The organism is Methanolobus vulcani (genome assembly GCF_006546655.1).
GTDB lineage: Archaea > Halobacteriota > Methanosarcinia > Methanosarcinales > Methanosarcinaceae > Methanolobus > Methanolobus vulcani_A.
Map to the genome: position 1 here is coordinate 126348 of NZ_VIAQ01000008.1, position 24757 is coordinate 151104.

At 39.2% G+C, this 24757-nt stretch carries 19 protein-coding genes; 14 read left to right on the plus strand and 5 right to left on the minus strand.

The window, feature by feature from the left end:
* Nucleotides 1–348: 348 nt before the first annotated feature.
* A complete protein-coding gene (locus FKV42_RS03030; RefSeq protein ID WP_154808769.1) occupies nt 349–1260 on the minus strand; it encodes a cation diffusion facilitator family transporter in 912 nt (303 codons plus the stop codon).
* Nucleotides 1261–2768: 1508 nt separating this feature from the next.
* Here FKV42_RS03030 and FKV42_RS03035 point away from each other — a divergent pair.
* The 9 genes from FKV42_RS03035 (at nt 2769) to FKV42_RS03075 (ending at nt 16575) form a co-directional block, all read left to right on the plus strand.
* Nucleotides 2769–4082 carry an S-layer protein domain-containing protein gene (locus FKV42_RS03035; RefSeq protein ID WP_154808770.1) on the plus strand — a complete coding sequence of 438 codons (1314 nt, stop codon included), beginning with the start codon at nt 2769–2771 and terminating at the stop codon, nt 4080–4082.
* Between the two features lie 14 nt (nt 4083–4096).
* A complete protein-coding gene (locus FKV42_RS03040; RefSeq protein ID WP_154808771.1) occupies nt 4097–5827 on the plus strand; it encodes an ABC transporter substrate-binding protein in 1731 nt (576 codons plus the stop codon).
* 34 nt (nt 5828–5861) lie between these two features.
* Nucleotides 5862–7595 (plus strand): ABC transporter substrate-binding protein, encoded by a 1734-nt coding sequence (locus tag FKV42_RS03045; protein WP_154808772.1) that lies wholly within the window; start codon nt 5862–5864, stop codon nt 7593–7595.
* 22 nt (nt 7596–7617) lie between these two features.
* Nucleotides 7618–8613 carry an ABC transporter permease gene (locus FKV42_RS03050; protein WP_154808773.1) on the plus strand — a complete coding sequence of 332 codons (996 nt, stop codon included), beginning with the start codon at nt 7618–7620 and terminating at the stop codon, nt 8611–8613.
* 2 nt (nt 8614–8615) lie between these two features.
* Nucleotides 8616–9440, plus strand: a complete 825-nt coding sequence (locus FKV42_RS03055; protein ID WP_230375442.1) for an ABC transporter permease — start codon at nt 8616–8618, stop codon at nt 9438–9440.
* Nucleotides 9440–10393, plus strand: a complete 954-nt coding sequence (locus FKV42_RS03060; protein WP_154808775.1) for an ABC transporter ATP-binding protein — start codon at nt 9440–9442, stop codon at nt 10391–10393. The genes FKV42_RS03055 and FKV42_RS03060 overlap by 1 nt, the downstream gene beginning before the upstream one ends.
* Nucleotides 10386–11168, plus strand: a complete 783-nt coding sequence (locus tag FKV42_RS03065) for an ABC transporter ATP-binding protein (protein WP_154808776.1) — start codon at nt 10386–10388, stop codon at nt 11166–11168. Before FKV42_RS03060 ends, FKV42_RS03065 begins: the two co-directional genes overlap by 8 nt.
* Nucleotides 11169–11596: 428 nt before the next feature.
* Nucleotides 11597–11992, plus strand: coding sequence for a sirohydrochlorin nickelochelatase (gene cfbA, locus FKV42_RS03070; protein WP_154808777.1), 396 nt, complete (start codon nt 11597–11599; stop codon nt 11990–11992).
* A gap of 503 nt (nt 11993–12495) precedes the next feature.
* A complete protein-coding gene (locus FKV42_RS03075) occupies nt 12496–16575 on the plus strand; it encodes an acyl-CoA dehydratase activase (RefSeq protein WP_154808778.1) in 4080 nt (1359 codons plus the stop codon).
* Here FKV42_RS03075 and FKV42_RS03080 read toward each other — a convergent pair.
* Nucleotides 16555–16701 carry a hypothetical protein gene (locus tag FKV42_RS03080; RefSeq protein ID WP_154808779.1) on the minus strand — a complete coding sequence of 49 codons (147 nt, stop codon included), beginning with the start codon at nt 16699–16701 and terminating at the stop codon, nt 16555–16557. The two genes, FKV42_RS03075 and FKV42_RS03080, sit on opposite strands and share 21 nt — an antisense overlap.
* A gap of 285 nt (nt 16702–16986) precedes the next feature.
* Here FKV42_RS03080 and FKV42_RS03085 point away from each other — a divergent pair, with 285 nt between their 5' ends.
* From FKV42_RS03085 to FKV42_RS03105, 5 genes are all read left to right on the plus strand, one after another.
* A complete protein-coding gene (locus FKV42_RS03085; protein ID WP_154808780.1) occupies nt 16987–17466 on the plus strand; it encodes a PadR family transcriptional regulator in 480 nt (159 codons plus the stop codon).
* A 48-nt stretch (nt 17467–17514) separates the two neighbouring features.
* A complete protein-coding gene (locus FKV42_RS03090) occupies nt 17515–18066 on the plus strand; it encodes an SAM-dependent methyltransferase (RefSeq protein ID WP_230375444.1) in 552 nt (183 codons plus the stop codon).
* Between the two features lie 24 nt (nt 18067–18090).
* On the plus strand, nt 18091–18897 hold the full coding sequence (locus FKV42_RS03095; protein ID WP_230375446.1) for an FmdE family protein: 807 nt from the start codon (nt 18091–18093) through the stop codon (nt 18895–18897).
* Nucleotides 18898–18937: 40 nt separating this feature from the next.
* Nucleotides 18938–19561, plus strand: coding sequence for a class I SAM-dependent methyltransferase (locus FKV42_RS03100; RefSeq protein WP_154808781.1), 624 nt, complete (start codon nt 18938–18940; stop codon nt 19559–19561).
* A gap of 248 nt (nt 19562–19809) precedes the next feature.
* On the plus strand, nt 19810–20301 hold the full coding sequence (locus FKV42_RS03105; RefSeq protein WP_154808782.1) for a metal-dependent transcriptional regulator: 492 nt from the start codon (nt 19810–19812) through the stop codon (nt 20299–20301).
* Between the two features lie 209 nt (nt 20302–20510).
* On the opposite strand, the gene FKV42_RS03110 is transcribed toward FKV42_RS03105, so the two are convergent.
* The 3 genes from FKV42_RS03110 to FKV42_RS03120 form a co-directional block, all read right to left on the minus strand.
* The gene (locus FKV42_RS03110) at nt 20511–23120 is read right to left on the minus strand and encodes an S-layer protein domain-containing protein (protein WP_154808822.1); all 2610 of its coding nucleotides are present in this window, start codon (nt 23118–23120) and stop codon (nt 20511–20513) included.
* Between the two features lie 204 nt (nt 23121–23324).
* The gene (locus FKV42_RS03115) at nt 23325–23537 is read right to left on the minus strand and encodes a winged helix-turn-helix domain-containing protein (RefSeq protein WP_154808783.1); all 213 of its coding nucleotides are present in this window, start codon (nt 23535–23537) and stop codon (nt 23325–23327) included.
* A gap of 9 nt (nt 23538–23546) precedes the next feature.
* Complete coding sequence (locus FKV42_RS03120; RefSeq protein ID WP_154808784.1) at nt 23547–24716, minus strand: glycosyltransferase family 4 protein; 1170 nt, start codon at nt 24714–24716, stop codon at nt 23547–23549.
* Between the last annotated feature and the right edge of the window lie 41 nt (nt 24717–24757).

Consider the following 24757-nt stretch of genomic DNA (forward strand, 5'->3'; position numbering starts at 1 on the left):
GTCTCAACGATCTTGATATAAGACAGAAAATATGGCTCACATCCAGAACTTCTTCCTTTCCCCTAAGAAAAAGATATTGGCCATAAAAGAGCACATGCACAATTTGATAGGGGAATAAAGTCATCTGACATGCTAAAGCCTTCATCATTTGGACCAACAACAGAATTCACCGGGAAAAAACACTGTAAACGAAAGAATAATGAAATCTTTCTGGAATATGTGCGTAGTTATGACATGATGATTCAAAAAATACCAATCCAATGCATCATTTTGTACTGTAACATGCTGCACCATTTCTTTTCATATCTGTCTTAAGAAATAAATGGAAATTTTACAAAACCATGGCTTTCAGTAGGCATTAGGTGTAAAAGTGCCTCCTTGATGCGATACTGAACAAGAAGGTTCTATATGTACGAGTACTTCCTCGATGCCCTTAAAATTCTCCTTGATGCTATACTGGACAATATATGCAATAGTGTGGGATTTATATGTTGGCATTTCAGGATCAACCTGTATATGAAGGTCAACATAAACATTTCCATCAGGCCCTCTGCTTCTTATATTGTGGCAATTCTGCACTCCTTCTATCCTGCACACAATATCTCGTATATCTTCAGGCTCGATACGCGATTCATCGCAGAGTATTGAAACACTGCTAAACATTATCTCGAGTCCTGCATGCAGAATAACAATGGCTACAATAACTGAGATAATAGGGTCCAGTATGGGATAACCAGCTTTAATGAACACGAGCCCCATCAATACCGACAGAGATACGTATATATCGCTTTTCGTATGGGCAGAATCAGCAAGTAACACCTCACTATTTAATGCTTCCCCATTTCTGCGTTCGTAGGTTGTTACAGCAAAATTCACGATCATTGTGCCCATCATCACAAGAAAACTTATTATTGTGACTTCCGGGTTGGTTCCATTATCAAATCTCTGGAAAGCCGAATGGACGATTTCAAATGCTACTATTCCCAAAATGACTGCAATGAAGATGGATGCAACAGTCTCAAATTTCCTATGGCCATAAGGATGTTCTTTATCAGGGGGTTTGGAGGCGATTTGAATTCCAATTAAGCCCACTATATTGGATATACCATCAAAAAGAGAATGATAGCCATCAGACTGCATACTAAGGACATTTGTTAGCATTCCATAGGCAATCTTTGCAAAGGATACGGCAATGTTCAGAAAGAAGACATTGAGCATGACCTTTTTGATCATCCTGAATCTATTATCATTATCATCCATGACAAAAGGCATTACTCATAACAATATAAATTTTATCATAAACACATCTACTAAATGAAGATGCCTAAAACAGAATTAAATATTTAAAACATGATTATGCAATTCTAGTTTTCATATGTAAGTATATGTTTTTTCTAGTAATTTCTATAAAAAGTGATCAAGCACTCAATTGTCACTTAAATTACTTTTTGAATGCTTTATATGTGAAATTTTGCAAATATAGTGCATATTGATTTGGGTTTAAAACTAAATTCAAATTAAGGCCTGAATTAGTGACATTGCATCTTATATGGTAAAGTCTACTTTTATTGTTTTTATAGAAACGATTTCTAAACTCCTTTCACATCTCCTTTCCAGCACAACATGAAACATGCAATGTTTAAGAGTCCTTTAAACGATGTTAAGTCTTTCATCAACCATACGATGTGGAAAGAATCACAGTAATTTGATACGAATAAGTGTCCTCTAGTATTTAACTTTCTCAAGAAAATCTGTGGACAGATTATGGTACAGAAGAATAAATGTAGGGGGCTATTATGCAATATATACAATTTATAAAGCTAGAAGTTATTGTTTATGGAGTTTGTTGGTTTAATTTGAGATGAGCTTGTTTGCATAATAGCAAACATTATACTATATGTATAATATTTAAAATTTTGCTATGCCTAACAATGATAGTTAGACCTATTTAAAATTATTAAACACCTCTACATATGTTAAAACAAGGAGTGCCACATAAATTTGTTCTTAACTGTAATCATTCATATGGTCACAAAACAAGTAAAACATTGTAAAAGCCATAAGTGCAGGAATCAAAACACAGAGGCTGATTACCAATGAGTTTAACATTACCTAGGTGACTGTCAGCTGATGAGAATAACTTCATTTAGGATCGATTTTTGTTATCTATCACAGTATTTGCTGTGAGAGAACACTCTGGTTTTAGTCTGACCTGTATATCGTAATCTATATATCTGTTTACAATAAAAATAAAGTTAGGACTCGTTTTAGTCTGACCTGTATATCGTAATCTGCAATGAATAATGTAAAAACGAATACCCAATGTTGATAATGAATATTTCGAAATTAATGCTGGGTGCTGATGATACGAAAAAATTAGTTTACAAGCTATAGCAAGGAAGTCAATAGCTCACTGACACAGAGTTAATTTGTTATATCTGTTTTTGAATGCGTGTATGTAACAAAAGTAATAATTTATTTTTGTTTATTTCATTATGTGCATTTTAATATTCATAATGTATAATTTAGTGTTGGCTATTTTGTGTTATCATTTATCGTAATGTTTATTAGGTAGTTATTACGTTCTAATTTCTACGGTTATATTCTAACCGTTGAGATTTAACTCATTTGTCGTATTATCGACACTGAACTGTCAGTGATGAAAACAGATTAAATTAATTTCAGAAATCTAGAATATAGGCAATCGTTGCTATCATCATATTTCATTTACTGAAGATAGATAAAACTCCGGTTGGTGGTGAATCTAAATGAAAGAGATAACAGGAAAATTACTACTTATATTTGTAGTTTCATTTCTTATGTTGATACCTGCAAGTGCGTCAGATGTAACGTATCAATTAAGAAGCAGTGTTTATGACAATACCGATTCTTCTATAAAATCAGGGGACTTCTATTGGGATGCAAACAGTTTTTCAGGATTCTGGTACCAGATAAAACCTGGTCTTTCGAGTGAGGTCCTTTATTTTCATAATAGCGCAAATTCTTCATCCACTTTTCAGCTTGGTGATAAAGTTGTTGAAGATGATCTCTATTATGTGAGTAAACCCCAGCTAAAAACTAGAAAGATAGGTGGCTCGGACGATGCTGCAACTTATATTGTCGATGATGTTGACCTGGAAAAATACTATCTTATGGGTTTCTTTGGTTCCATGTATCTTGCAATGCCCGAGAATCCTTCAGTTTTGTCAGATGGATGTAAACCTGATAAGATTGCAAAAATATTGATGGAGCAGAAAAGTGAAGACAAAAAGCAGATGTTTACAGGGGAGGAATGGAAACTTGCCGGTGGATGGTCTCTTGTAGCACAACAAATAGATGTGGAAGGCAACAAGGTCTGGGTGGAGCTCAAAAAGAATGGTGAAACGATTGACTCTGATGTTATTTCAGCAGAAGTAAATCTCACAAGACCTCAAAGAACATATCTCTACAAGGACAGTGATGATTATCCTGTATTCTATTGTTATGTTGATTCCATATTCATGGGTCAGACTGATGAATTTGTGGTTTTTAAATATGCCTTCTTGAGGGGTGATATCACCTGTATCGAAAGCGGGGGTACCTATGGTGCATTCGATGTTACTGGTTTTGAGGTTCCTGCTGTAATGAACGGCACAAACTATGCCGGAAGTGGTAGTGGAACAGTTCTCAATACAGGTGATGCTGCATTGGTAATGTCCAGTAACAACGATATAACCCTGGATCCTGATAAGATCATCGACCTTTACGGTAACATGTATCTTAAGACGGAAAACACAAAGGGTTCCTGCTTGAAAATGACCCTCTGGAAAACATGCACTATTACAGTTGCAGATTCGGTTGCCAGTGAAAAGGATACTGAAGAAGATACCATTGAAGATGAGGCCGAGGATGTAGCGGTCATAGATATGGCTGCAAAAGAAAGTGAAACATCATCATTTACCTCCAAAGAAAATATCGACTCCGCAACTTCAGAAAAAGAATCTACATCTGATGTAGAAAGTTCCATGAAGCTACCAAGATTTGGATTATTAGTTGGTGCACTGGGGATAATTGCAGTATTGGTATTTAGAAAAAGGATATGAATTGAGGTGGCTAGATGAAATTGAACAAAAAAGTCATTTCATTTTTTTTATCAATGATGCTTATCATTTCTGTGTTCCTCTTGCCGGCAACGGGCTCAGAGAATGAAGAGAAGCAGAACAGAGTATTTACATCAAGCTGGAGTCAACTAACAACGGCAGACTCTGGCTTTCCATCCCCTTTTACATTCTACCCAAGAGGAGATGGTTACATTATGATGAGTTACTGTTTTGACACACTCATATGGCCTGATGAGAACGGCGAATTCATAGGATTGCTTGCGGATTCGTGGGAAAGCTCTGCGGATGGTATTGAATGGACCTTTTATCTAAGAGAAAATGTCACATGGCACGATGGAGAACCTTTCACGGCAAATGATGTTGTTTTTACTATTAATTATATGAAAGAAAAAGCCCATGTTAGTCCAGTCGGTTCAAGCTGGTATAACACAGCGATCATAGACAACGTTAAAGCACCTGATGACCACACTGTTATCATAACGCTCAAGCAACCCTATGCCCCTTTCATGCAACTGGTTCTGGATGTCATACCAATCATGCCTGAACATATATGGAAAGATGTCTCTGATCCCAGTACATACATGGAAGAGGATGCAGTTGTCGGCACCGGACCTTTCATTCTGGAAGACTATGATAAGGAACAGAAATCCTACAAATACTCTGCCAACAAAGATTATTTCCTTGGAGAACCAGTCATTGATACACTTATCTATGTACAGACATCTGATCCTATCCTTTCGCTAAAAACGGGAGAGGTCGATGAGTCCAGTCTTTCGTTTGACCAGGTGCAGGCTTTGTCTGACCAAGATAACCTGAAGGTTATCAGTGGGCCAGGATATCATGTTTACCGACTTAGGTTTAATATCCCTTCAAATGCGATACTCAATGATACTGATGTCCGCAAAGCCATCTATTATTCCCTTGACTGCGAAGATATAATGAGCAGAGTGCTTCATGGAGGAGGAGTTGTGGGCAATCCTGGATATGTACCACCCTACTCTAAATGGTATTATCCCGGTGTCACAAAGTATGCCTATGATCCTGAAAAGGCAAACCAGATGCTTGATGATGCAGGATATCAGAATAAAGATACGGATGGCATCAGAATTGATCCGGACGGTAACAGACTCGAATTCCAGTTATTGTATCCAACAGAACAGCAAAGCCAGAGACTGGCTGAGCTCATTCAGACTTACTTTAAAGAAGTTGGCATAGGTATCATCCTGAAACCCGGGGATAGGATGACAGTGGATGGTCTGGTCGGATCAGGCAATTTTGAAATGGCAATCTACACTCACGCTACAGCCACAGAACCAGGGAATATGCTGAACTCATTCCCCACATCAACTGGATGGAACAATTCTGAATTCATGTCCCTTGCGACTGAACAGATGGTAACAATGGATGAGGAAAAGCGTAAGGAACTCGTGGATCGTATGCAAGTCCTCATAGCAGATAATGTACCTACAATTCCCGTCTTTTACCGGGACATGTACAGCGCCTGCAATCAGGAAAAATTTGACGGTTTCTTCTATACACCTGAGGGTATAGCAGGCGGCATACCGGTAGAATACAACAAGCTTGCATTCATCTACGGAAATTGGAACGGCGAAAGTACTGAAGCTACAGAAGATACCAGCACCAATTCAGCAGACAGTATAGGCATTTTCGGTTCGGTGGCTGTACTTGCATCTGCTTTCTTACTAAGGAAATACAGTCAATCATGAAATAGAAAAATTCAGTAATTACAGGAGGATAAAAATGCAAAAAACTGAAAAAATTATCTCATTAGCACTATCTGTGCTAATTATCAGTTCAATACTCTTCTTACCGGCAACAGCTTCAGAAACCAGTGATGTGCAGCAGGAAAGAGTGTTTACGACAACCATGAGCGGATATACAACATTGGACGGAGGATTCCCCTCTCCTCTCGCATTCAATACAAGAGGGGGAGGTTATGTAATGACAAGCAATTGTTTCGATACACTTGTCTGGCCTGACCAGAATGGGGAATTTATAGGATTACTTGCTGAGTCATGGGAAAGCTCTAAAGATGGTATTGAATGGACCTTTAATCTAAGAGAAAATGTCACATGGCATGACGGAGAACCTTTCACGGCAGAGGATGTTGTTTTTACTATCGATTACATGAAAGACAAATCTCTGGCCACTTCCATTGAGGCAAGCTGGTACTATACACATTTAATAGAAAGTACTGAAGCTCTTGATGAACACACGGTCTTGATAACACTTAACCAGCCTTATGCTGCATTTATTCCATTGGTTGCAGGTGTCATACCCATCATGCCAGAACATATATGGAAGGATATCCCCGACCCGAAGAAATATACGGAAAAGGAAGCTGCCATTGGTACAGGTCCCTTCATTCTTGAAGATTATGATATGGATCAGAAATCCTACAAGTTTTCTGCTAACAAGGATTACTTCCTTGGAGAACCTATCATTGACACGCTTATCTATATTCAAACATCCGATACTTTGCTTTCTCTGAAAACCGGGGAAATTGATGAGTCCAGTCTTACATTTGACCAGGTACAGGCTATTGAAGAATCGGACAATTTAAAAGTTATTAGTGGCCCGGGATATCGGGTTTATCGTCTCAGATTCAATATTCCTTCAAATACCATACTCAATGATATAGATGTACGCAAAGCCATGTCTTATTCCCTTGATTGCGAAGACATAGAAAGCAGAGTGCTGCACGGAGGAGGAACTCCCGGTAATCCCGGATATGTAGCACCGTACTCTAAATGGTATAACCCAAATGTAATGCAATATGCATATGATCCTGAAAAAGCAAACCAGATGCTTGACGAAGCTGGTTATCAGGAAAGAGATAAGGATGGTATCAGACTTGATGCTGAAGGCAACCGTCTGGAATTCCAGTTGTTACATTCTTCTGATCAGCAAAGCCAGAGACTTGCAGAACTCGTACAAACGTATCTGGAAGATATTGGAATCGGTATAGTTCTTAAATCAGGGGATATGCAGACTGTTGAAGGCCTGGTTAGCGAAGGTAACTTCGATCTGGCAATTCATATGCACGGCACAACAAATTATCCTGGAAGAATGTTGAATCCCCTACCCTCAATAACAGGATGGAACAATTCTGAATTCGTGGCTCTTGCAGAAGAGCAAATCGTAACAGTAGATGAGGAAAAGCGTAAGGAACTTGTGAATCGTATGCAAGTTCTCATAGCCGATGAAGTACCCACTATTCCCATAATGTACAAGGACCTCTTTAGTGCCTGTAACCAGGATACGATTGACGGTTTTTTCTATACACCCGACGGCATAGCCGGTGGTTCATTTATGGAATGTAACAAGCTTGTCTTCATTTACGGAACCTGGAACGGCGAAAGTACGGAAGCTGCAGAAGACATCAGCACCAATTCTGCTGATGGCATAGGCATCCTCGGTTCGGCAGCTGTGCTTTTATGTGTCTTTTTATTAAGGAGAGACAAAAAACTGTAAAATGCAAAGGAGACATACGGCAATGAACAGGAAAAAAACAGGATATATATTGTCCAGAGGAATGGAATATGCCTTTACATTCTTTTTGATCATTGCCATTAATTTTTTTCTTCCACGTATAATGCCAGGTGGTCCGTTGCTCATCATCACAGGAAGCCAGAATGCAGATTTGCCGGTTGTTCTGGACGAAGAGACAAAGTACAAACTAATGGACTACTATAACCTCAACGACCCACTTCACATTCAATTCATACATTATCTGGCAGATGCTGCACACCTTGATTTTGGATATTCCTTTTTATACAATGTTCCGGTAATGGATATCATTCTTGGAAGACTGTCCAGGACAATCCTGCTTATGGGGTCAGCATTGGTTTTCTCAACGATTTTTGGCATAGTACTGGGAATTGAATCCGGATGGAAACGAGGAAGTAAACTCGATAATGCATTGCTTACGATAGTGCCCGTATTCAGGTCCATGCCTGCATTTTTCCTTGGAGCCATTATGATATTTATATTTGGATACAGAATGGGGTGGTTCCCATTGTCTGGTGCTCTCACCCCATACATGGATTATGCAGGCATGTTTGATCACGCAAGTGACATCCTTTCCCATCTAACATTACCCATGCTTTGTCTTTCGGCTTTCGAAATGCCAGGAACGTACCTGCTTATGAGGAATGTCTGTGTCCAGCAACTGGAAAGACCTTATGTCCTTATGGCTACTGCCAGAGGACTGAAGGACAGAAGTATCAAAAAACATGTGCTTATCAATTCTATTGCACCTGTGATAAATCAGATAGCTGCTATGCTGGGATTCATGGTAGGGGGTGCTGTGTTCATAGAAACTGTTTTTTCATACCCTGGCATGGGAATGCTTGTCTATAGCTCATTTATTGAGAGGGACTACCCTGTACTTCAGGGAGCTTTCATAGTCATATCACTTTGCGTGCTGGCTTGTAACTATGCTGCAGATATCACATGTTCATATATCGATGGCAGGGCAGGGCAGGGATGAAAATGCACAAAAGAATAATTTCAGAGGGAATTAAAAGTCCAAAAGGAACTGTCGGGCTCATCATGCTATCTTTATTTATTTCAATGGCCTTTGCAGCCCCAATGCTTGCACCCTATTCCCCTTCGGATGTATCAAGCAGCCCTTTACTTGCTCCTGACGGAGATCATCTGTTGGGTACTGACGATGTAGGCAGGGACATATTCAGCAATTTACTCTACGGTGCAAGGACATCACTTACTGTTGCTTTTGTAGTCTCTCTCGGAGTTTTGGTGATTGGTACTCTTGCAGGGGTATTTTCAGGATACACTGGCGGCAAAATTGACAGGGTGATGATGCGGGGAGTAGACATATTCCTGATGATACCTGACCTGCCACTCATCCTCATCCTTGCAGCCTACTTACGCCCTAGCATATGGAACATTATATTCATTCTCACTATCATGGGCTGGCCAGTGGGGGCCAGGATCACACGAGCACAGACAAGGACACTAAGGATATCCGGACACGTTGATTTTGCCAGGGTATCCGGAGCCATGGATTGGTACGTTATCAAAAAACACATAATTCCGGATCTTTACCCGATCATGATCACCACCGTTGTTATGCAATCTATCCGGGCCATTCTCTCGGAATCAGGACTTGCATTCCTTGGTCTTGGAGATCCTTCGTACCCGAGCTGGGGAACAATGATAAAATATGCAATTGCATACCCTTTAGTGTTCTTTACCGATGCCTGGATGTGGTGGCTGCTTCCTGCAGGGATATGCATTACAATGCTTGTTCTGGGCTTTGTTTTCATTGGACAGGCTATGGAAGGTGATAAATAATGACAGTACTTGATGTCCAGGGACTAACAGTAGATTTTTCAACAAAGGGGGGCAAACATCACATTCTAAAGAATGTAGCCCTCAATATTGGTAAAGGCGAGATCGTGGGTTTAATTGGTGAATCCGGCTCCGGTAAATCAACACTTGCTATGACTATTCTTGATATCAATTCCAAAAACAGGGAAATGTATGGAAATATTCGTTTCAGGGGTGAAGAACTCAGCAATATCAGCAAGGAAAGAATGCGAAAATTACGTGGCAAGCATATCGGTTTTGTTCCACAATCTTCTATGAACGCGCTCAATCCCCTTATAAAAATTGAAAAACAGTTCACTGAAACCATAAAAACTCATACGGAAATGCCTGCGCAACAAATGTTTGAGCTGACCAGCAAAACACTGGAAATGGTAGCAATTGATCCATCGAGAACAAACTCATTTCCCTATGAATTTAGTGGAGGGCAGCGCCAGAGAATAATGATAGCACTTTCTATGCTTCTTTCCCCGGAACTTATCATCGCAGATGAACCCACGACTGCCCTGGATGCAACAGTACAGTCAAGAATTATTGATTTGCTGAAAGAAGTTGTAGAGCAAAAACATACTTCAATGCTTGTAATATCTCATGACCTGCATACCATTTCCAGAATTTGTGACAGGATATATATCATGTATGGAGGAAGAATCGTGGAGGTTGGCAGTACGGAACAAATAATTCATCATCCAAAACATCCCTATACGCAAAAACTTCTTTCTTCTAGGATACCCTTGATGGCTGAGCCTGTGAAAGTAAAAGGCATATCCGGAAAACCACCGTCTACCCTGATAAAGCATAGCAGATGTGAATTTCTGGAAAGGTGTGACAGGGCTTCAGTCATATGCGAGGCAAAAAGACCCCCGGAATGCATAGGCAATGTAAGAGTAGCATGTCATTTTGGTGAAGGACATGAATGAGCAAGAACTTATAAGAATGGACAACCTCATCAAAGTGTTCAAAAAGAACTTTTTCTCCAGGAAAAGCTCAGATGTCGTAGCACTTGATGGAGTTTCTCTTTTGTTGAACAAGGGAGAGATACTTGGCATTATAGGGGAAAGTGGATGTGGCAAGACTACTCTGGCAAAATTGTTACTGGGACTTTTAAAGCCAGACTCTGGAACAATAACATTTGCAAATCTCAAGAATGCTGAATATGATGTTCGTAAACCTGTAGTTCAGGTTATCTTCCAGGACCCTTATGATTCTTTGAGTCATTTAATGACCATTGAAGAGATTGTGGCAGAGCCGTGTATCATAAAGCATGGAGAAGCATATGATGCCGATAAAGTGTGCAAGGCTCTTGAATCCGTGGGCCTTACACCGACAGATGAATATCTGAATAAATATCCTCACACCCTCAGTGGTGGGCAGCGCCAGAGGGTGGCAATCGCCAGGGCTATAGTTACTGAACCTGACATTATAATAGCCGATGAACCCATATCAATGCTTGATGCTTCAATTGGAGTGGATATCCTTAATCTCCTTCTTGATATGAATGAGAAAATGGGGGTTACTTTCCTGTTCATTACTCATGATATAGCCGCTGCTGCCTATATCTGTGACAATATCGCAGTGATGAAAGAAGGAAAGGTAGTCGAGTATGGCACACGAAAACAGATAATCTCTGGATGTAGGCATAAGTACACATGCACATTGCTCTCCGCAGCGAGAGGGGAAAATGCGGTAATTTGAAGAACAAAATCAAGTGCTATTATTGGAACAATATGCTGAAAAAGCAAATAGTGATTTTCAATGACACACTTTCTTAAATTGTGCAAATAGTTTTTTCAGGCATAAGATGTTGATTTGAATTAGTAATCTAGTAGGCTGTTTTGCCGGCTCCGTCAAAAAACAAATCTATTTTTCAAACAGAGATTTAAGATGTTATTGCAAATCGCAAGATTTATAATTAAGTTTGTCTATACAAAGCAATAGTTAGTTTCCAACCGTTTGTTTGCAACTGTTTAAGAGTATCAGATACTTTGACCGGCATTCACAAGGAACTATCAGATAAATGCTGAAACCGAACACTATAGCACAGAATCACTCTGGTAAACCTGTGCTATGTAACACTAAGGAATCAAAAAATAACATAAACATTAGATAAGGAAGGTACTATTATGAGTGAAAAAATTGGAATTTTGGCTATTGGACACGGAAGCAGATTACCCTACAACAACCAGGTTGTCACTGAGATCACTAATATGATATCAGAAGCTCACCCTGAATATATAGTAAAGACAGGCTTCATGGAAAACAGCAAACCTACAGTTGAAGAGGCACTAATGTCCTTTGAAGGCACAGGAGTAACAACAATAGCTGCTGCACCTGTATTCCTTGCATCAGGTATCCACATTACTATGGACATCCCTGCAGTTCTTGATCTGGATCCTGAGACAAATGAGGGGGAAGTCGAATTTGATGGACAGAAGGTCAAGATAGTCTATGCCAAACCCCTTGGAAGCGACAAGCTCATCGCAGATATTATCTTTAATAGAGTACAGGAAGCCCTTTAGTTGTGTCGCTTACGCGGCATTCTTTTTTGTTTTGATTATGGTTTTTATTGGAATTCAGATATCAAGGTCAAACAGACCTGATCTTGCACTGGCCATATTTTTCTTAATATTATAAGATTACGCGCAATATCAAGTCGTGTCTGTAATTCACTGACTTTTCTTATAGGACTGCAAAATTATTTTTAATAAGAGAGGACGCAAACACTTTCACAATAAATCAATCACAATTATGTTGCTTGAATTTAATTTGCATTATATTTTGAAAAGAACAAAACTGCTAATAATAATTACCAAAGAAGAAGAGCTTTCTGTAAAGCTGTTTTGCAGTCGATGTAAAAAAACAAACCTATTTTTCATACTGAGATTCAAGATGTTATCACAAATCGTAAGATTTATAATTAAGTATCTCTATACGCAGTAACAGTTAGATTCCAACCGTTTTGTTTTAAACTATTGGTGGATAATGAAAGATAATGTAAGATGCATTAACAAAGAGGCAGAAAATGACAAGTCCTACTCCGAATAATGGAAGAAACACACGTGACTCTGTAGAATTAGATAAGATGCAAGATTCAGATCCAGAATATAGTCTGGGGATTGACATCGGTTATTCATCAGTGAAGATTGCGCTCATTGATGAAGATAATGATGTTGTTCATACGGATTATGTCTTGCATAAAGGAAAGATCAAAGAGAAACTTAATCAAATTATTATAGAACTGTCGGAAAAGTATGATACTGGACCAATAGTAACCTGTGCAGTAACCGGTAGTGAAAGTAAGTTCTTATCTAACTATGGGGATGTAATTCATATAAACGATGTTTCTGCCCTTATCGAGGGTAGCATCTTAACGAATGAGAATATTTGCTCCATAATAGAAATAGGTGGAGAAACTGCGAGATACATCACCGGTTTTGGAAAAAATACCAAATCTAATTTAGAGATTTCAATGAATTCAAACTGTGCTGCTGGAACAGGTTCTTTTCTCGAAGAGCAAGTATCAAGGCTCGGTCTGGACATAGAGGATTATTCTTTTTATGCTGCCCAAAGCAAGTCCGTTCCAAGAATAGCCGGTAGATGCAGCGTTTTTGCAAAAACCGATGTTATTCATCATCAACAGGAAGGTGTTCCTGTAGAAGATATTCTGCAAGGGTTAGCTTACGCAGTGGTGAGAAACTATAAGGGAGCTGTTATCAAGAGACTACCTCTGGAAAAACCACTCATTCTGACAGGCGGTGTAGCATTCAATAGAGCAATTGCCAATGCGTTAAAGGATATCCTGAAGCTTGATGATGATGAGCTTTTCATATCAGAAAAATGTGGAAATATTGCTGCAATCGGTGCAGCAGTGATTGCTAAAGAAAAGGATTTGAGAATAGACATCTCCAAAATACTGAACATCCTAAAGGATATGAGGATTTCTTCTACGTCAAAAGTCCAAACTGTTAATCTGCCTGCATTGGGTCAATTTGGATTAGGTGACAGCGGGAACAAGCACATATGCAAAATCCCTGATAGTTGTAATGATATGACAAACTGCTATCTTGGTGTTGATATTGGATCGACCAGTACAAATCTTGTATTGATCGATGAAATGAACGATATAATAGCTTACAGATATCTGAAAACACTTGGGAATCCGAAAAAAGCTGTAGTTGAAGGTTTAAAGGAATTGAGAGAGGAGTATGGTGACAGAGTAAATATAATTGGGGCAGGTACCACCGGTTCAGGAAGGTATATGATTGCAAAACTTATCGGAGCTGACCTTATAAAAGATGAGATTACAGCACAAGCAAAAGCGGCAGTTTCTATTGATAGCTCTGTTGATACGGTATTTGAGATAGGTGGCCAGGATTCCAAGTATATCAGTTTGAATGATGGCATAGTTACCGACTTCCAGATGAATAAAATATGTGCTGCCGGAACAGGCTCTTTCATTGAAGAACAAACAAACAAGTTCGACATCAATATAGATGAATTCGGTGAGATTGCATTAAAAAGCAATAAACCGGTTTATCTTGGGGAAAGATGCACTGTTTTTATAGAAACAAGCATTGCCGCCCACTTAGCCAGCGGAACCCGGATAGAAGACATTGCATCAGGACTTTGCTACTCGATAGCAAAAAATTACCTCAACAGGGTCGTAGGTCAGAAAAAAATAGGGAACAGGATTTTTCTCCAGGGAGGTATTGCACACAACCAGGGAGTTGTAAACGCCTTCCAGGTGCTTACTGGAAAAGATATTGTCGTACCACCGTTCTTTAGTGTGACTGGTGCCTATGGAGTGGCTGTTTTGACAAAGGAGGAGATCGGATCGGCAAAGACCACCTTCAAAGGATTCAATATAGAGGAAAACTCCCTACAGGTAATTAATCCTGAAAAGCCAAATGTTGAATGCAAGGAGAAATCGGAATTTAATGAAATGGTAAATAAATTGATGTTTGAGGATTATGATGGATCAATAGATCAAAGTAAAAAGACCATTGGCCTTCCGAGAGCTCTTTTTACATATGGGATGTATCCGATGTTCAGTGCCTTTTTCAGGGAACTGGGTTATAATGTCGTTCTGTCTGATCCTACCAGTGAAGAAACGATAAGACTTGGTCAGGAATATTCACTTGATGAAATGTGTTATCCTGTCAAACTGATCAATGGGCATGTTGCAGAGCTGGTAAATAAGAAGGTGGATTATATTTTTTTCCCGGACCTGTATACAGTTGTGCATCCGGGATCTCACACACGTCTGGATTTTGGCTGCCCCTATATGCAACTTGCATTTAAAATAGTTAACAGGGCAATGGAACTTGATAAAAAGGGTATAGAAATGCTTTCTCCTACCATAGGTTTTAGTCTGGGAGAAGAATTCATGAGAAACAGTTTCATGGCTCTTAGTAATCAGCTTGGAAAGAGTCCTGATGATACCATTAGTGCTCTTCAGAAGGGAATGCAGGGATTCCATGATTTTGAGAAGAGGATGGAACAAATGGGAAAGGAAATTGTCAAAGGTCTCAAACCTGACGAAAAGGCGTTTATATTAATATCAAAAAGCTATGGAGTTGCTGATCCGGTATTGAATTTGTCCATCCCTGAAAAGCTTAAGGAGATGGGTTACAGGGCACTTCCATTTTACAACTTGCCCGAAGGCGATGTAGCTAATGAACATCCTAATATGTACTGGCCTTTCGGCCAGCATATCCTTGAAGCAGCACAGGTTGTCAGAAGTCATCCCAATCTTTATGCAATACTCCTTACTCATCATGGCTGCGGCCCAGATACGGTATTTTCCCACTATTTCAGAGAAATAATGGCTGATAAACCCTATCTTAACATAGAGGTCGACGAACATTCTTCAGGAGTAGGTGTTACAACAAGACTTGAAGCTTTCGTGAACAGTTTACAAAATATTCCTACGGAAACAGCAGAAGATATGGATACTTATCTGTCTCAGCTGTCCCATACCGATGCTCGTATAAAAACAAGTTTGTATGGCACTCCGAAAAATGCACAGTTTTATCTCCCTGATCTATACCCTTACTCCCAGCTTATCTGTGAGTTACTGAAAACATACGGGATAGATGCGAAAACACTACCAAAAACAAATGAAAAATCCATAGATGGAGGAAGAAAATACACTGTTACAAATGAATATTTCTCAATGGCTGCTCTGATTGGGGATGTACTTGCTATTCCCGGAATTCGTGATCGGGATGAATATCAGAAGTTTTTACTGGTCCCTCAATCAGAAGGGGCAGAAGTGGATGGACAGTATAACCGCTTTTTGCGAACTGTCCTGGACGAAGAAGGAATCAAAGACGTTAGTATCATCGCTCCGTTCATGGAAGATCTGCTCAATAAGGATGATGTTTTTCTCCAAAATGTTTTCCTTATTCTTATTGCAGGAGACATAATCAGGAACACTCCTTATGTTTCAAGGGATAGTTACATGAAAACAGTTCTTGACAAGATGAAAAGCGGTCAGCTGAGTATTGAAGTGCTGAAATCAGTGCTTAAAGTTGCCTCCGACGAATGCAGATCCAGAAACTTCGAAAAGAATATTTTTGCGATTGGGGAGCCAATGATCTTATATAACGATTTCCTGCATAACCACATTTTCGGGGAAATTGAATCCAGGGGTTATCGTGTAGTATGTGCTCCATTCAGTGAATACATGTGGCAATTATGGAAAGATTTTGCTGATCAGGCAAACGAGGAGAATAGACCAGTATTACAGGCAAAGCTGGATGTGTTCAAAGGCTTTATTTCGGACATCTCTAATTCAATATCTGGCTGTAGTCCCTTTGAAAAAGATCTTGATGATCTGATTGTAAGAGCAGATAATACAATGGGTTACTATGCAGGTGCCTTTGGGAGATATAGGGGGTCGAAAATCCTTGGAGAACTTGAGGGCATGGATGGAGTTATTACAGTTACTTCTATGTATGAGAATACGGGAATCTTGCTCAATACTCTGCACAAAGGGTTCGAGAACGAAAATAACAAGCCTGTCCTCAATTTGACATTTGATGGCAATAAAAACGAAAATGACGAGTCTAGGGTTGAATCATTCCTGTATTACCTGTAATGATAACTCTGAATAAACTGATTTCAAGTATGAATCCGGATATCCCGGATATAGCAGAGAACAAGAATCCAGTATAGTTGCCTGCATGCCAATTATGGATTTGTTCTCTGTTTTCCATTTTAACATATTTACATTCTTGATTGGCTTTTAAGAAAAATGTTTTTTCTCTACGATTATTATCAAGAAGATTCAGAGATGGAGAATAACGTGTGGAAGGGACATCATGAAGGTTAGAATATACAGAAGATACATCAATGATAAAAATATGATTTTGATAGCAAAAAAGATGGCACATCTTAGAAATGATAGCAAAGTTTATTACGCTTCACTACCTATAAGGAACAATGGTTAGATATCAACCGTTTGGTAAAAAACCGTAACCTTATAATATTTGGCAAGTAAGTGTTCAACATGAGTAATATATGGAAATTTACACCGGAAAGTGGGAAGGAAAGGGGACTACTTACAGCTCTGGTTCTTCATTTACTTGAGATGGGGCCAAAATCAGGTTATGATCTGCTAAAAGAAATAGCTGAAAAAACGGGTGGCTCCTGGACCCCAAATAAAGGTACATTGTATCCTCTCTTAAAATCCCTTGATGAAGAGGGAGTTATTCGGGTTAAAGAAATCGGCAAGCGTTCTAAAAGAATTTATGAACTAACGGATACAGGCAAAGAAACCATCACAAATATCAGGAACATGAAGAGTCAATCTACGGCACGCGTAAATTTTTTTAAAGACATGCATTTCGAAATATTTGGTACAGAAAATCAGTCTCTAGTTAGCCTCCTGATGGAAATGAGATTTTATGTGGAAGATCTTCCCCAAGAGAAAAAAGAAAGAGCAATAGAGATTTTGGAGGCTACTTTCGAGGAAATAAAGAAACTTTGAACATAATCACTTGATGTATTTTATTTGTAATGTAATGAGGATTCCAGTATGTCTGAAGAAATAAAGGATAATATGAAATTTAAACAAGATATTTTCATAGTACCTGTAGGGATAATTAAAAATGATCTTAAGGCCCCACCTCTTGTTGCTGGAGATGACGGGTTAAAACTGAATGATGCTTGTGATTCTGCAATTACTAAATTGAATGATTCCAGTGACAGGATATCTGAAATAATCCTTACAGACGTGTCTACTGACCTTCTGGAAGGTATTGAAGATTATTCTCATGCAATGATTATTTACTGGGGACATGAAATCACAGATGCTGCCCGGAAACTTAAGAAAGTCCATCCTGCTGGTCTAAAGGATTATCCATTAAAAGGTATTTATTCCACTTGCAGTCCAGCCAGACCAAATCCGATTCTCATGACAATTGTAAGGATTATAAAAATAACAAATAATGGGATACTTGTTTTTGGTCTTGATGCAATTGACAACAGCCCGGTTTTGGATATCAAACCATATGTGCCTGATTTGTATCCTCAGGAAGATGTCATGATTCCTGAATGGATGGAACAGATTATGGAGAAATTTAGATAAGAGCTTTTACAGGAAGGATTTTTAGTGGTCTATGGAACATACGAAAATACAGGAATGGCTTTTTGTTCAGGAATCTTTAATGATCAGGATATCGAAATTTTGAAAGACAAACCCCGTACTAACTTTACATCGGCGATTAAAAAAATGGATGCTACATCCTGTCTAATAAAAACCGCCGAAATACACGGTCATTTTTGTCCTGGAAGTGCATTGGGCGTAATGGCTTCATTGTATGGTCTGAGTCTTCTCGAAAATGAAGTGATCGAGTCAGATGGTATTATGGAAAACCTGCTTGCGATTGTTGAAGTGAATGCATGTTTTGCTGATGGGATCCAGGCGGTTTCGGGCTGTACGCTGGGGAATAATTCTTTGATTTACCGTGATCTGGGAAAACATGCAGTAACATTTGCAATCCGTGGAAAAGAGAAAGGTGTGCGTGTGAAGGTTCTTCCAGAGTTTAAAGAGTATATAGAAGACTCAGTTCCTGAGTTTTATCCTTTGATGGAAAAGGTTATCGTCAAACGTCAAGGAAGTTCGGAGGATGAAAAAAAATTCAAGGAAACAGCACGAGAGGCTGCATTTTCCATGACAAAAATTCCTTTTGATAAACTGTTTTCAGTTGAGACTACTGTACCGGATATACCAGACTATGCTCCTATAACCGATTCTGTAATATGCCCTGAATGTGGAGAAGTAGTAATGGCTTCGAAAGTTTGCAAGTCGGGATTAAAGAAAGGGATGTGTTTCATGTGCAGTGGGCACTACTCAGAAGTTGAAGGTAAAGGGATTGTTGAAAAATCCTCGGTGATAATAAAAGGCAATGATTGTTAGATGTTCCTTTAGGTAATCTGGAGTTTTTGGATGGGATACAATGAAAATATGTAGAACTCAATGCCCTTCGGAAAGACGTAATTCTCATCACAGAGGAAAGGAAAGTAGTTTTTGGATGCATGATCCTGAACTTATTTTTAATGAACTTGACCTTAAAAAAGGTGAGGTTTTTCTGGATTTCGGATGCGGAACAGGAGATTATTCAATCCATGCTGCCGAAAAAATAGGTGAAACAGGTCTTGTGTACGCTATAGACATTAAAAAAGAATTAATCGATAATCTGGTTCAGAGGACTGAGAAAGCGGGCCTGGAAAATTTAATAGCTATTGTTAGCGATGCCCGCGAACAGCTTCCCTTTGAAGATAAATCTATTGATCTGTGTTTGATTTCTACGGTCCTTCACACAATGAACCTTGAAGATGCAGGAAAGACGATTTTTACAGAAATCGGACGTGTTTTGAAACCGGGAGGCAGGTTGATCATCATAGAATGCAAAAAAGAAGATTCGAAGTTTGGACCTCCGTTAAGCATGCGTATTTCCCCTGATGAAATGGAAGAATACGTTTACGCATCTGATTTTGAAAAGAGCAATATTGTAGATCTTGGATATAACTACATGATTAAATTCGTATCAATGAAAGACAATTCAGGAGTGCACGGCTGATTCATTTATACAGCGAAATATTTTCTCTGGCATTTGTATTTTACAGAGCAGCTGTGAAACTATGTTTTCATAGTGGATATTTCAAAAATTTGGCTTTGTAGATAAACTATCAAAATCAGATCAATTAAATCAAAGTAGTCAAATCTGTTCAATGACAGTCAGTGGTTCAAAATTACTGTTCACTTCGTTTTCTCAGAATTTCGAGGATTTTTACAGAGCCGTTAGCTGCATTAAAAAAGAGGCATAAAATGGTAACAGAAAGGGCAGAAGATTACCTTAAGATTATAAGGAAAATCATAGAAAAAAAAGGGTATGCCCAGGTAAAAGATGTTTCAAGGGAGCTTGAACTGAGTTCTCCCAGCGTGACAGTGATGTTCAGGAAGCTTACCAACCAAGGGTACATCAACTATGAGAAATACGGCGGAGTGACCCTTACTCCTGAAGGTGAGAGAATTGCTAAGTGTACTATTGAAAAACATGGAATCATCAAGGATTTACTGCTGATGCTGGGAATTAATGAGACCATAGCCAATCAGGATGCCTGCAAGATTGAGCATGTGTTAGCCCCCGAAACCTTTGATGTTCTTGCAAAGCTTGTTGAATTTGTCGGTGAAACGAATAACAGGCTCTATTGGATTGAGTCTTTCAGGCATTTCTATGCAACCGGTCAATATATTGACTTCAGTCCTTCGGCAAAAGATACCTGCCCGATAAACGGAAAAGAGACAAAATCAAACTAGGTCTGCATATTCAATAGCAATTTTAAAACAGGGGTAAGTTTCCTGTTTATTTCCATATTTTTAGATTCGGGATTACCTGCATATTTCAGGTAATATAGATGTATCACAAATCAACAACTAATACAAAAAGCACTCAAAAGACAATCAGTAAAAAAAAGAATGCAAGTGCCTGTATAATAACAGACACAAGTTTCAATCAAAATCTTTGTTTATTTGTTCTCTTTCCTGCGTATCAGCATTGCAACAGCGATAAATGCCATTACAGATACAACAATTCCCGGTCCAGGTGTGGATTTTTCAACCTCAAAGGTTGCTGTTGAACTGCCAACCTGTGCCTCATAGGTGCCTGCCTCTTCTTCAGCAATTGTAAAGGTAACTGTAGTTTCCTCGCCAGCATTAAGACTTACACTTTGTGTACTCACAGTTGTTCCATTGACAAGGAGTTCTACATCGGCATCTCCTGCCTCAGTTCCTGTGTTTTCTACGTTAACTGTTACAGTTATATCTTCACCACTGCTTGCAACGAGTGGTGTAACCTGAAGGTTGGTGTAAGAGAACTCAGCTTGCAGTTCAAGAACTTCAAGATTAATTTCTGCTGAAAGGTACTCATCTGCTGATGTACTGATTTCGTGAATGCCTGAATCCGTGACTGTGTATTCCACAGTGCCATCAGAATCCGTTGTTCCAATGAGCTTTCCATCATAATATACATCCACGTCTTCAACATACTCGCCACCAATTGCGGTCATGATGTAGATTGTGATGTCATCGCCATCAACAACAGTGTCAGGTGATACTTCGATGGCAAGCTTTCGAGTTGCATCATCAGCTGCAATAACTTCAACTTCCTCGCTTGCAGAAACATATCCATCCTTTTCAGCAGTAACTTCAAAAGTACCTGAGCTTCTTGGTGTGTAACTAATTGTTCCATCGGTTGATGTTTTACCGATCTCTTCATCATCGAACATAACAACTGCGCCGCTTACAGCAGCGCCTCTAGATGTCACAGTAATATCAACTTCTTCATCCTCTTTAAGTGTAGATGCTATGTCAATGGAAAGTGACTGTGTAGGTACGGTTGAAACTTCAACAAATGGATAGTAACGGACATCACCATCATCAGCAACCTTGAATGAAATATCTCCCATTATGTCAATAGTATTTCCTCTTGAAAGCGTAATTGAGTCTTCATTCTCAAGGACGATTTCATCGGATGAGAAACTTGTAACTTCCATTTTTCCAAAGGTTTCATCAGATGATATCTCTACAAGGTCTTCTGAGATCTGGAACATTCCTTCAATGAATACTGCATTTGATTCAGATCCCTGGAATATGCTAGCAAAGTGAAGAACTATTATAGGTACATCATCTACATCTCCGATATCTTTCTCATACACATAATCATCATCGGCTGATACAATTCCAGTGTCGACCTCATCTCCGTCCTGTCTAAGACTGATCATTACGTCGTCACCATTCAGATCCACTTCGACAATCTGAATTTCGTATCCATCCTCTAATTCCAGCGATGAACCGGCAAATAATGAGGTCTTACTGTCATCATCAATAAGGACTTTTGAGAGATATCCATCGGAAAGAAGACTTACGTCATCTGTAAACTCATTGTCAGGGTAGCCTGCAAAATATTTCTCAGCCATGAAACCAATTACCTGGAACTCTCCCCAGTCATCATATTCAAAGCTTACGTCCAGTGGCGTGCTCTTGTAAATAAGATCTCCGTCATCAATAGTCCTTCCACTGAGGTCTTCAATTTCAAGTGACTCGGTTCCTACTCCTTCATCGAGATTATAATAAAATCCTTCAAAGTTCAGTGGAGTCCATGTAAGTTCTTCATCTTCTGCAACTGTACCCCTTAGTTCATAGGTACCTTCATCTGACATGTCCAGTTCCGGGCCAAATCTCAGGGTGCTGTCATCAGCAACAATGAAGTTCAATTTACCCATAATACTAATGGTATTTCCTTTTCCAAGTGAAATTGCATCAGAGTTTTCCATTGTAATTTCATCGGAACTCAGACTATCGATTTCCATCTTGCCATAGGAGTCTCCTGATTCAAGTTCAATATAGTCTTCTGATATCTGGAAAATTCCTTCTATAAACACTGCGTTTGATTCTGTCCCCTGGAATATGTTCTCGAAATGTACTACAATTATTGGAACCTCATCATCGGTGCCGAGTTCTTTCTCATATATATACTCGTCATTAGAGGATACAATACTTGTATCTATGTCGTCTCCATCCTGTGTTAAGGTCACCATAACACTGTCACCATTCAGGTCCACTTCATCAATCTCAAGCTCATATCCTTCTTCGAGTTCAAGGGAAGAACCACCAAAAAGTGAAATTTTATCATCGTCATCAAGTAATACTTGTGAAAGAATACCATCTGATATCAAACTGATACTGTCATCCGCAAAATCAGTATCATCAGTATAGCCGGCAAAGTATCTCTCTGCCATAAAACCAATTACCTGATATGAGCCCCAATCGCCATATTCAAAATCAGTGTCAATAGGTTTTGTGGAATATTCCAGATCTCCTTCACCAATACTACGGTCACTGTCGCTGTCAAGTGTTATTGTAAGTGTTTCAGAACCCTCGCCTGAATCCAGGTCATAGTAAAAACCTGAATATGTAAGTGCGGTCCATGTGTATTCAAGAGAGAGATTCTCATCTGCATCCCATATTATGTTTCCTGTGCTATTATTTGCTGCCATGGCAGTGCTTGTTAACATGAGCACTGCAATTAACAACAAAAATGGCTTAAAAGCCAAGCTCTTATTCGTTTTATTTTTCATAATCATCATATAATTCCCCCTAATTCAGTTTTTTAGTAAGTATTCAAATTATTGAGTTTTATCTATATCAAATTACTCCATAACTTTTATTAATAAATAATAAACATGCTAAAATTAAAAAAATGAGTCTATTAATGACTCTACATTAAAAAAGAGAGCCAGAGGAGTACTTCAAAACTCAGGAAATGAAAAACAGGATTTATATTATTTTAATTTTAATGACCACGAATTTCCATTTTTGGCCATGCAAATCTTGTCTTCTCTTGAAAGCCATCCAATGGCCATGAATGCAATCTGCTGGTCGTATCCATTTTCCTTGAGATGGCTTTTCAGGTTTGCCATATTTGATTCCCCGTTCTCAAGCAGCCTGTAAACATAACCTGCTGCCTCACCTATATTTAAACACATTTCGTCCATAATATCACTTCATTCAATTTTGTTATAAACATCAACCGTGTTTCTTGCAATGGTATCCCAGCTGAATTTTGTCTTAACAAGTTTCTTTCCGTTGGAAGCCATGCCGGGTGTTCTTGAATCCAGACCGTCAAGGGCATAATTTATTCCCCATGCAATGGATTCAGGATTTCTATAACTCAGGACACCATTCTGGAAATTGTCTACTATATTCACTGCGTCCGTTGCAACCACTGCTTTTGTTGCATCCCATGATTCGAGTACTACTATTCCAAAAGGTTCGTTCCTGCTCGGGACGCAGGTCATGTCGCATGCATTCGTCCAGTCTTTGAGAACATCATCGGATGAATAACCCAGGAAATGACATGAATTACCAATATTCAGGTCATTTGCAAGGTTCTGGCAATATGGTCTCATCTCGCCCTCACCTATGAATACAAAATGAGCTCCCCAGTTGTTTCCATCCAGCACTTTAGGGATAGCTCTAACCAGCATGTCAGGTCCTTTCTGGTAATGCATCCTGCCTGTAAAAAGTACAACCGGTGCATAAGGGTGGATTCCATAATCTTTCTTTATAGAGCCGGCATCAACATCTTTTTCCATTTTGCCAGGAGAGATGCCATTTGGTATAATTGATATTTTGTAATCAGGGATACTGTAGAGATCCTGAACTTCTTTTTTGAAATTATCTGAAGTGATGATAACCTGTGAACTCTCATAACCTCCCAGCCATTCTCTGTGTGAAACTTCATTGGCCGTAGGAGAGTAAACGTGAGCATTTCCATTTCGTCCCCACTCAGTGCTATGGTACGTCATTACGTACTGTTTTCCAAGCTCATATTTGATACGGTTCAGTACATTGATCGGATGCCAGTCATGCCCGTGGATTATATCAAAATCCCCAAATTCTTTTGATACCTGAATGAAGCGCGAATACATTGCATCGCACATCTTGTTCATCTGGGCCAGTATATCCCCGGATTCATCAAAACGACATCTCTGGTAATGAACACCATTTATTTCATCGTAATCCCGATACCAAGCACTACGTGTAAAGATATGTACTTCATGCCCGAGTTTAGCAAGTTGCTCTGATAACTCTGTCACATGGGGTGCCAGTCCACCGACTTTTGCCGAATGGAGACTCTCCCATGAGAACATCGCAATTCTCATTGATTCCATTATTCCCACACACTCTTTGTAATTAAACCCAAAATTACGTA

What these genes read in the sequence shown, in the direction of transcription:
- FKV42_RS03030 (WP_154808769.1), bottom strand. Translation starts at nt 1,260, where the DNA reads ATGGATGATAATGATAATAGATTCAGGATGATCAAAAAGGTCATGCTC.
- FKV42_RS03035 (WP_154808770.1), top strand. Translation starts at nt 2,769, where the DNA reads ATGAAAGAGATAACAGGAAAATTACTACTTATATTTGTAGTTTCATTT.
- FKV42_RS03040 (WP_154808771.1), top strand. Translation starts at nt 4,097, where the DNA reads ATGAAATTGAACAAAAAAGTCATTTCATTTTTTTTATCAATGATGCTT.
- FKV42_RS03045 (WP_154808772.1), top strand. Translation starts at nt 5,862, where the DNA reads ATGCAAAAAACTGAAAAAATTATCTCATTAGCACTATCTGTGCTAATT.
- FKV42_RS03050 (WP_154808773.1), top strand. Translation starts at nt 7,618, where the DNA reads ATGAACAGGAAAAAAACAGGATATATATTGTCCAGAGGAATGGAATAT.
- FKV42_RS03055 (WP_230375442.1), top strand. Translation starts at nt 8,616, where the DNA reads ATGCACAAAAGAATAATTTCAGAGGGAATTAAAAGTCCAAAAGGAACT.
- FKV42_RS03060 (WP_154808775.1), top strand. Translation starts at nt 9,440, where the DNA reads ATGACAGTACTTGATGTCCAGGGACTAACAGTAGATTTTTCAACAAAG.
- FKV42_RS03065 (WP_154808776.1), top strand. Translation starts at nt 10,386, where the DNA reads ATGAATGAGCAAGAACTTATAAGAATGGACAACCTCATCAAAGTGTTC.
- cfbA (WP_154808777.1), top strand. Translation starts at nt 11,597, where the DNA reads ATGAGTGAAAAAATTGGAATTTTGGCTATTGGACACGGAAGCAGATTA.
- FKV42_RS03075 (WP_154808778.1), top strand. Translation starts at nt 12,496, where the DNA reads ATGACAAGTCCTACTCCGAATAATGGAAGAAACACACGTGACTCTGTA.
- FKV42_RS03080 (WP_154808779.1), bottom strand. Translation starts at nt 16,701, where the DNA reads ATGTTAAAATGGAAAACAGAGAACAAATCCATAATTGGCATGCAGGCA.
- FKV42_RS03085 (WP_154808780.1), top strand. Translation starts at nt 16,987, where the DNA reads ATGAGTAATATATGGAAATTTACACCGGAAAGTGGGAAGGAAAGGGGA.
- FKV42_RS03090 (WP_230375444.1), top strand. Translation starts at nt 17,515, where the DNA reads ATGTCTGAAGAAATAAAGGATAATATGAAATTTAAACAAGATATTTTC.
- FKV42_RS03100 (WP_154808781.1), top strand. Translation starts at nt 18,938, where the DNA reads ATGAAAATATGTAGAACTCAATGCCCTTCGGAAAGACGTAATTCTCAT.
- FKV42_RS03105 (WP_154808782.1), top strand. Translation starts at nt 19,810, where the DNA reads ATGGTAACAGAAAGGGCAGAAGATTACCTTAAGATTATAAGGAAAATC.
- FKV42_RS03110 (WP_154808822.1), bottom strand. Translation starts at nt 23,120, where the DNA reads ATGAAAAATAAAACGAATAAGAGCTTGGCTTTTAAGCCATTTTTGTTG.
- FKV42_RS03115 (WP_154808783.1), bottom strand. Translation starts at nt 23,537, where the DNA reads ATGGACGAAATGTGTTTAAATATAGGTGAGGCAGCAGGTTATGTTTAC.
- FKV42_RS03120 (WP_154808784.1), bottom strand. Translation starts at nt 24,716, where the DNA reads ATGGAATCAATGAGAATTGCGATGTTCTCATGGGAGAGTCTCCATTCG.